Genomic DNA, 7,829 nt, shown 5'->3' with positions numbered 1-7,829 from the left:
TTGCAGGTAACAAAGAAAAGAAAACGTTACCAGGAAGCTGTTGTAAAAACGTTTAAGGCGTACAGCGAAGACAGGATCAACGCATTCTGCGAGCATTTTGGCGTATGCGGCGGATGCAAGTGGCAAATTTTGCCTTACGAAAAGCAATTGTTCTACAAACAAAAACAGGTGCAGGATCAACTATCCAGGATTGGAAAAGTAGAACTGCCTGAAATGCTGCCAATTCTTGGCTCTGAAAAGAACACTTTCTACCGAAATAAGATGGAATTCACTTTTTCGAACAAACGCTGGTTGAGTACAGAGGAGGTGGAGAGCCGTGAGGAGATTAAAAACCCGAATGCTCTTGGTTTTCACGTTCCCGGGTTGTTTGATAAAGTAGTGAATATCGATAAATGCTGGTTGCAGGACGATCCGTCGAATCAAATTCGCAACTTTATTTACAATTATGCCCTCAAAGAAAAGCTTTCATTCTTTGATATTCGCGAACAGAAAGGCTTTTTACGAACGCTTATTATCAGAACCACCTCAACCGGAGAGGTAATGGTTATTGTAAGTTTCTTTTACGAAGATGAACCGGCGCGCAAACAGTTGCTGGAAGCTGTGAAGAACGAGTTTCCGGCGATAACTTCGTTGATGTATGTTATTAATACAAAAGGAAACGATACGATAACCGATCAGGAAATAAAAGTGTTTGCAGGGCGCGATTACGTGCTGGAAGATATGGAGGGATTACAATTTAAGATCGGGCCGAAAAGCTTTTATCAAACCAACTCTGAACAAGCCTACGAATTATACAAGGTAACCCGCGACTTTGCCGGACTTACAGGAGCTGAGATCGTTTACGACCTGTACACCGGCACCGGAACAATTGCTAATTTTGTGGCAAAAAAGGCGAAAAAAGTAGTGGGAATTGAATATGTGCCCGAAGCGATTGAGGATGCCAAAATCAATTCGAAACTCAACAATATTGAGAATACCCGGTTTTTTGCCGGCGATATGAAAGATGTTCTTAACGAAACTTTTATTAGCGAGCACGGCACCCCTGAAGTGGTAATTACCGATCCCCCACGGGCAGGTATGCACGCCGATGTTGTTGAAACGATTTTAAAAATGGAGCCGCATAAAATTGTTTATGTTAGTTGCAATCCCGCTACCCAGGCACGCGACCTTGCGATGCTTGATTCGTTGTACCAAATTGAGAAAATTCAGCCCGTTGATATGTTTCCTCATACACATCATGTTGAAAATGTAGTTCTGCTCAGAAAAAGGCTTGATTAATTACATAAAATAGCCTAACTTGGTGTCTCTAAATGCAATTAAAAGTTGCAAAAATAAGGGTCGTATTAAGAAGCCGGATGCTTTCTTAATATTTTGTATGTATAATATTGAACAAGTTTCTGAAAAATCCTAAATTCAAATAATTATGAAAAGAGTATTACTTTTTCTTTTTGCATTTGTACCGATGTTGGCGTTTACTCAACAAGAATGTGTCTATTTTAAAAAAATGGTCAAGCTCGAAACAGAGAAGACCAACCTGAATACAACACAAAGTGATTTTGGTCCCGGTTTCGTGGGCGATGAACTTTGGTATTCGGCTTATACCGACGAAGAGATTGAAAAGTTAAATAGTGGTTCAAAAAAGAAAATCTATTATAACCTTTATTCAACTCCAACGGACGCGACAGGTAATGTAAAACCAGGTAAAAGCGCTATGCTGGCCGAGGCAAGCGAAGGTTACCATGCCGGCCCGGTTTCGTATTGCGAGGCAACCGGAGAGCTTTTTGTAACCTTAAGTAATTTCGAAAATCCGATTGTACGCAATAAAGTTTATCAAAAGGCAGATATCCGGCTAAAAATCATCATCGCCAAAAAGATTGATGGCGAGTGGCAGAAAACGGGTGAGTTGCCATTTAACGATCCAGCTTATTCGGTGGGGCATCCCAGCGTAACCGTTACGGGCGATACCTTGTATTTTGTTTCAGATATTCCTGAAAAGGGGCTCGGTGGAACAGATATTTACAGGGCAATTCGTACAAACGGTACCTGGGGTGAGATGCATAACATGGGCAGCGGTGTGAATACGGATAAGAATGAAATGTTCCCGTTTATTTACAAAGGCAAATTCCTGGTTTTTGCATCAAATGGAAGAGGAGCAAGTGAAGATCTTGATATTTACAATGTTGGACTGTTTGGCGATCAAATGAGCGGAGTTGCAGAGTTAACCGAATTAAACTCTGAAGGAGACGATTTTGGTTTTGTAATTCATCCTGATGGAGAAGTTGGTTACTATTGCTCGAACAAAGAAGGAGGAATGGGGAGCGACGATATTTATAAGGTTCTAATTGAAGGTTTATACCATCTTGAATTGGTGGTTATGGACAGGAAGACAATGGAACCGATGGAAGATGCAAATATTACATTTGACGGCGTTGCCGAGTTGATTGCAGGTACTGTATTTAAGAAAGAATTGGAAGAAGGCAAAAGCTATCCTGTAGCCAGTAATATTGATGGCTATATGAACGATTCGAAAACAATTACTACAGTTGGAAAACCTTTTGGTGTAGTCCGCGATACATTATGGGTTGAGAAAGTTGAAGTTAAACAGAAGTTCGTTATGGAAAATATTTATTACGACTTCGACAAATGGAATATTTTACCGGCATCGGAAGTTGAACTGGATAAGTTAGTTAAAGTAATGAAAGATAATCCTGACTGGAAAGTTGAATTGGGATCGCATACCGACTGTCGTGGTAGTGATGCTTACAACCAAATTCTGAGTCAGAAACGTTCAGATTCAGCAGTTGGTTATATTGTTGGCAAAGGAATTGATTCTGATAGGATTACCGCTAAGGGATATGGTGAAACTCAGTTAGTAAACCAATGTGATGACGGTGTTCCATGTTCAGCAGCAGATCATCGTAAAAACCGTAGAACAGAATTTACGATTCTTGAAATGAATGAAAATTAGTATTAAGTAATATTATATACCAATCATCTGAAAGCTGTTCTTTCTAAAGAGCAGCTTTCTTTTGCTCAGAAGTTTGGACTTGCTGTTTTTTCTTTGAAAGGATAGTGGATTGTTACAACGAAATAAGCTGATTTTTAAACGCGTAAATGACAAGGTTAACAGTATTGAAAGTTTCTGTTTTTTGGAAAAGATTGCTTTTGTGTTTCTCCACCGTTTTTGGGCTTAAATGAATTAATTCGGCAATTTGTTCGTTGTTTAGGCCTTTACAAATCAGATTCAGAATTTCTTTTTCTCGCGAAGTAAATTTATCAAGTAGTTGCTCGCCCGACTTTCGCTCTTTGTCTTTGTATAAATTGCGCGAAATTACTTTAATGATTTCTGCAGAGAAGTAACTTCCGCCATCGGCAACTTTTTTTATGGCCTTTTCAAAATCTTCAATATCCGAGCGTTTTAGCATGTAACCTTCCACGCCGGCCGAAATCATCTGCTCTATATATTCATCGTCGGCAAAAGAAGTAAGTGCAATAACTTTTAGCTCAGGATATTTTTTGAGTGCATGTTTTGTAGCTTCAATGCCGTTCATTTTTGGCATGTTAATGTCCATTAAAACAATGTCGGGTTCTACATCTTCAATAAGTTCCAGAAATTCTTCACCATTGGCAGCTTCGCCTACAACCGTTACAAAATTGAAATTGCTTAACAGCATTATCAAACCATCTCTAAAAATCTTGTGGTCGTCAACGATTATAATGTTTGTGTTCTCCATGTTCGTGAATTATGTCATGAAACTTAGCTTTATTTCTACGCCCTTTCCTTCGCCGGTGTTAATTTCGTATTTACCTCCAAACGACTCAATGCGGTTGATAATATTTCGCAGTCCCATTTTTTCTTCATCTGATGTATAAATAAGCTCGGGATTAAATCCTTTCCCATTGTCGCGATAAATTATAACCACTTTCTTTTTAATTTGTTGAATGTCGATATACAATTTTGAAGCACCGGCGTGTTTAAGTGTGTTGTTGATCAATTCGTTACAAATACGGTAAACGTTTAGTTCCATATTCTGATCTAACTTGATTTCAGAATTTGTTGAATTTACCACGCAGGAAACTTCTCCAATATCGTTTATTTTATCGCAGAGTATTTCAAGCGATTTTATTAAACCGTATTTGTTGAGAATTGATGGATTTAAGTTGTTTATTGTAGCCTCCAGGTTTTCCAATGCAATTCCCGACAGTTCCTTAACCTGAACCAGACTTTTGTTTTCGGAATTATTTGTGCAGTCTTTTTCGATTAATTTTATGAAAAGAGCAATGCTCGAAAGTATTGAACCCAATCCGTCGTGCAGGTCGGCTGCTATTCTTTTTCGCTCTTTATATTCCACCTCAAGCGCTCTGAGTGCCTGTTGTTTTTCAATGGCGTTATACGAATTGATTATTCGGTAGATTAAAAATATACATACTAACAGCAGAAAAAAGGTTAGCAGAACGAGTGTAAATACGCGTTGTCTGAATCCGTTATTTTCGTGCAGGATATAATCATGAATCTTTCTGTCCAATTCCTGGTAAGCAAGCTGAAAATCGCGATATTCAGTTAAGATTGCCACGTTAAAATCTTTCGTTTTATTTTGAAGTGATGCCGTTACTTTATTTTGTAACTGGTTAACTTGCTTACTTACTTCTTCAAGCGAATTTTGAAGTTCCGATTTGCGGTTTCCTTTATATTTTTCAGCAATAAGTGAGTCGAGAGAAGTCGTGTATCTGTTGGAAGTTGTAAAACTATTTAAGATCCTTGTTTTTTTCGAGGAGTCGTTTAACAAAAAGTAATCATCCAGAAAGATTCGGCTGTGTGATATTTCGAGGTCAATGTTTTTTGAAAGTTCCAGTAATGAAAGGTGTTCACGGTCGAGTCGCAAACTTTTTATGGAGGTGTAAATAATCCCGGTACAGGTAATTGTAGTGAAGATAATAATAGCCAGTAAGACCCTTCCGCGAAATAATATTTTTAAACTCATCTAGTAAATTCAATGATTTCTTTTGATAAAGATATTCAATTGTATTTACATATATAAAATAAAATCCCCCGCCGAAAAACAGCGGGGGAATATTATAGTGTCATGCTTTGCGTATTTTTAAGCACTCGGAATGCCTCCCATACCAAATACCATGGCAAGAAGTGCAACCGTTTCGATGATACCCATGGCGGCTATGTACATACCCGATCCCTGTTTGTCATCAACAGCTAAGTTGGCACAAGCTGCAGCACCCACACGTCCCTGCATAATTGCTGAAGCTGCAATGGCAATACCTACAAAAAATGCCCAGATCATCTGGTTGGTATAACTGTCGGGACTAAGGTTTGCCCCAATCATTGAATTCATAAAAATCATACCGTATATTACCTGGCTTAATGGCATACCTACCATTGCCAAAGCCAGCGAAGGAAGTTTTTTCTTATCTCTGATCGATTGTTTCCAAAGCCCTAAAGCTCCCATGCCTGCAATACCGGTTCCAATTGCTGAACCTACACCTGCAATACCCAGAGCAATAGCGTGTCCGCCAAAGCCTGTAACTGTTGTTGCTAAAATTGTTGTTAAAGTCATTTTTATACTATTTTAAAAATTTTATTGTTTGTTGTCCTTCAAATTGAAGGGTTTATATTCATTTCCTGAAAACTCAACTTCGGCGTGCCCGGCGTATTCGAGCATGTTTAAGCGTACACCATGAACCAGTACTGCCATTGCCGCCAGAATCATATTTAATCCGTGTCCTAGAATTAATACCAACACAGCACCAATTCCGGAAGCCACGGTTGTTATACCGTCGCCAATAGCCATTTGGTTAAAACTTGCCGCCATTAACACGGTTGACAGACCAACTGCATAAAGCCGGATGTACGAGATAATGTCGGAAAAACCGTTGATGATGCTAAGTGGTAAATTACCGATAGATGAAAGCATGCCTTTAAAGAAACTTGTTCCCGGTTTTGAGAACAAAGCCACAAGCACTGCGCCACCAATAAACAGCCAAACCATTAAGCCCGGAGCTTCAATGCCAAGTACCATTTGGTTTACAATAAGGTACAAGCCCCAGATAATAGCTATCCAGCCGAATTGCGCAATGGCCCTTACGCTGTTATTGAACTTCCACGCAACCTGCAGGTGACCGACCGTTAGGTGAACAGCACCAATCAGGAACATGATTTTCTGTATAATCAGGTTGTCGCCACCAAAACTGGCCAGTGCTTCAATTTTTAAACTGCGAAGTACGGGAAGTTCGGCAATTGCTTCCGATCCGAAATAGGTTCCGGTTAACACACCCCAAAACATAATCGACACCGAAAGTGTATAGATCAACCCAAACTCGATCTGTTTGGCGAATTTTTTCTTCCGGTGGGCCAAAAAGGTGATCAGCAAGAATACCAAACCATAGCCGGCGTCACCCACGAGAATTCCGGTGAAAAAGGTAAAGAATACCATAAATACCCGGGAAACATCCATCTCCTTGTAGCCCGGAACCAGCCCCATAAAATCCATAACCGGCTGAATGCGTTGTGCCCATTTTGGCGTTCGCACAAGGGTAGGGACCTCTTCCTCTTCTTCCGGTAAAGGATCCTCTATCACATAACCCCAATGACGTTTTTCAGCTGTTTCGATAAATTCGTCAACGTGTTCCAGCGGAATAAAACCTTTCCAGAAACGAACGTGTTTATCCACAGCTAAACCTCCAAACTGCACATTCCGAACATCATAACGACGCAAGCGTTCTTTTAAGCCGTCTACCAATACAGCTTTCTGTTCGCGTAGCTGAAGTAAAAACTCCTTGTTACTTTCCAGGTCCTTAATGGTTGCAGCTAATAATTCTTTTGCGTTTTCCAACTCGTTCTGCGGAAAAGGTAGTGCTTCCATATCCAGCAATCGTTCGCTGGTATCTCTGGTTAATAAAATAACCTGGTTCAGATCTGAGAATTTGCCAACAATCTGGATGTCATCACGATCGGTTACTTTTTTTAAGTCCTTGTCGTCAAGCAGATAGGTTTTTATCCAAATTCCGTTATCGTTGAGTTCTTTAATAGCCTTTAGGGTAATATTTCCCCAATTCTCGAACCACCTTATGTCGCTGGTTAGGTTGAGTTTATTATTTTCCAGTTCCAGCCGGTGGTTTTCAGCATCCAGCACCTTTTCCATCAGAAAAACCGCTCCCCGTTCCAGTTTTGAGTAGTCCGGAATTTCCTCATTTTTTGGGCCGGAATACTGCTCATTATCGTATTGATTCAGAACCTCGATGGCATTTTTGAGCTGTTTTATCCGGGCATCAACACGTTCAATCGATTCGTGTTTTGCCGGTTGCAAAGGCGCAATGTGTAACACTCCAAGCTCTCCCAAAGCGGTAAGTTCGGCATCAATATCATCGGCCGAGTCGGGCATAAACAGCATCAGTTTCTTCATTTCTGCTATCATAAGCTGCCCTCCTTTTGTTTGCTTGTTTTTACCACTTTCGCCGTTGCAATTGTCAGACGTTCGTCGTCCTGCAGCTTCTGACCAATTTTACGGATGGCCAGTTTTGCATTCGGAATACGACGATTCTCGAACAGTTTTACCCGTGCACGTACATCCAGCAGTTCTTCTTCCAAAAGTTCGATTTGTTCTTTCAAACACTCGATTTCGGCCAGCAGTTGCAATTGTACCTGCATCAGTTCAATGGCATCGTCAACCCACAAAGGGGTGTTGTCGTTAAATGGCATTACGTTAAAGTCAACCTTAACGAACTGCTGAACACGAACTCCCGCCACATCAACGGTTTTGGTGATAATTTTATTCACCGAAATATATTCATCGATGTTCACCCACGAGTCGCTCATC

At 40.3% G+C, this 7,829-nt stretch carries 7 protein-coding genes; 2 read left to right on the top strand and 5 right to left on the bottom strand.

Annotated elements, in window-relative coordinates; all coding sequences use genetic code 11:
- Nucleotides 1–1,278, top strand: a 1,278-nt coding sequence (gene rlmD, locus ABZB17_RS17700; RefSeq protein WP_372652090.1) for a 23S rRNA (uracil(1939)-C(5))-methyltransferase RlmD, incomplete at its 5' end; no start/stop codon positions are given.
- 145 nt (nt 1,279–1,423) lie between these two features.
- Nucleotides 1,424–2,968 carry an OmpA family protein gene (locus tag ABZB17_RS17695; protein ID WP_372652088.1) on the top strand — a complete coding sequence of 515 codons (1,545 nt, stop codon included), beginning with the start codon at nt 1,424–1,426 and terminating at the stop codon, nt 2,966–2,968.
- 112 nt (nt 2,969–3,080) lie between these two features.
- On the opposite strand, the gene ABZB17_RS17690 is transcribed toward ABZB17_RS17695, so the two are convergent.
- The 5 genes from ABZB17_RS17690 to ABZB17_RS17670 form a co-directional block, all read right to left on the bottom strand.
- Nucleotides 3,081–3,734 carry a response regulator transcription factor gene (locus ABZB17_RS17690; protein ID WP_163321750.1) on the bottom strand — a complete coding sequence of 218 codons (654 nt, stop codon included), beginning with the start codon at nt 3,732–3,734 and terminating at the stop codon, nt 3,081–3,083.
- Nucleotides 3,735–3,743: 9 nt separating this feature from the next.
- The gene (locus tag ABZB17_RS17685) at nt 3,744–4,982 is read right to left on the bottom strand and encodes a sensor histidine kinase (protein WP_372652086.1); all 1,239 of its coding nucleotides are present in this window, start codon (nt 4,980–4,982) and stop codon (nt 3,744–3,746) included.
- A gap of 117 nt (nt 4,983–5,099) precedes the next feature.
- A complete protein-coding gene (locus ABZB17_RS17680; protein WP_045026960.1) occupies nt 5,100–5,570 on the bottom strand; it encodes a hypothetical protein in 471 nt (156 codons plus the stop codon).
- Nucleotides 5,571–5,591: 21 nt separating this feature from the next.
- Nucleotides 5,592–7,427 (bottom strand): V-type ATP synthase subunit I, encoded by a 1,836-nt coding sequence (locus ABZB17_RS17675; protein WP_372652084.1) that lies wholly within the window; start codon nt 7,425–7,427, stop codon nt 5,592–5,594.
- Nucleotides 7,424–7,829, bottom strand: a 406-nt coding sequence (locus tag ABZB17_RS17670; protein WP_372652082.1) for a V-type ATP synthase subunit D, incomplete at its 5' end; no start/stop codon positions are given. The genes ABZB17_RS17670 and ABZB17_RS17675, both read right to left, overlap by 4 nt.

This window comes from Draconibacterium sp. (assembly GCF_041583095.1).
In the GTDB taxonomy this organism is placed as follows: Bacteria; Bacteroidota; Bacteroidia; order Bacteroidales; family Prolixibacteraceae; genus Draconibacterium.
The sequence above is the reverse complement of the archived record's forward strand: the minus strand, read 5'-3'. Positions and strand labels throughout refer to the sequence as shown.

Excerpts from the sequence above, each read along its gene's own strand:
- ABZB17_RS17695 (WP_372652088.1), top strand. The coding sequence starts at position 1,424 with ATGAAAAGAGTATTACTTTTTCTTTTTGCATTTGTACCGATGTTGGCG.
- ABZB17_RS17690 (WP_163321750.1), bottom strand. The coding sequence starts at position 3,734 with ATGGAGAACACAAACATTATAATCGTTGACGACCACAAGATTTTTAGA.
- ABZB17_RS17685 (WP_372652086.1), bottom strand. The coding sequence starts at position 4,982 with ATGAGTTTAAAAATATTATTTCGCGGAAGGGTCTTACTGGCTATTATT.
- ABZB17_RS17680 (WP_045026960.1), bottom strand. The coding sequence starts at position 5,570 with ATGACTTTAACAACAATTTTAGCAACAACAGTTACAGGCTTTGGCGGA.
- ABZB17_RS17675 (WP_372652084.1), bottom strand. The coding sequence starts at position 7,427 with ATGATAGCAGAAATGAAGAAACTGATGCTGTTTATGCCCGACTCGGCC.